Source organism: Psychrobacter sp. 1U2 (genome assembly GCF_051847575.1).
Map to the genome: position 1 here is coordinate 1 of NZ_JBPYDC010001808.1, position 520 is coordinate 520.

General features: G+C 42.1%; 1 protein-coding gene. It reads right to left on the reverse strand.

Going from position 1 to position 520, the window contains the following annotated elements:
* Positions 1-520, reverse strand: a 520-nt coding sequence (locus tag ACS8FD_RS24515) for an ATP-binding protein (protein ID WP_439277759.1), incomplete at both ends; no start/stop codon positions are given.

Below are 520 nucleotides of genomic sequence, written 5' to 3' on the forward strand. Positions count from 1 at the left end.
GTGACAATAGTCTATACCCGCAGCTTTTAGATCATATTCAAAGCTTTCTACGTATTGCTCTTTGTGGAGTGGGTACCAGTAAACCAATAGCGAGCGATAAGTTGTTTCTCGCTCTCGAATGTGCTTGGTCAACTGAACGACTTGTTCAGGCAATACCTCTTCTGCAAACATGATGACGTTTACTTTCACTTTTGAGATATAATCCATCATTGATTGTCCATTACGCTGAGAGCTGACATTAGCGCCAAGTCGTCCCAGCATCTCTACCATCGAGCTGATCTCATTATGATGATAGTACACAACATTAATGTCCTTTAAGAGGTATTCATACTGTGTCTGACTCTTATAACGCAATGGCATTGTAACGATGAATTTACTGCCTACACCAATCTCACTATCCACCTCGATTGATGCACCCAAAAGCTGACCAATTTGCTTGATGACTGACAGCCCTATTCCCACGCCTTCGTTCTCGCGAGTAACTGACGAATCAACTTGAAAGAAAGGGGTAAATATATCC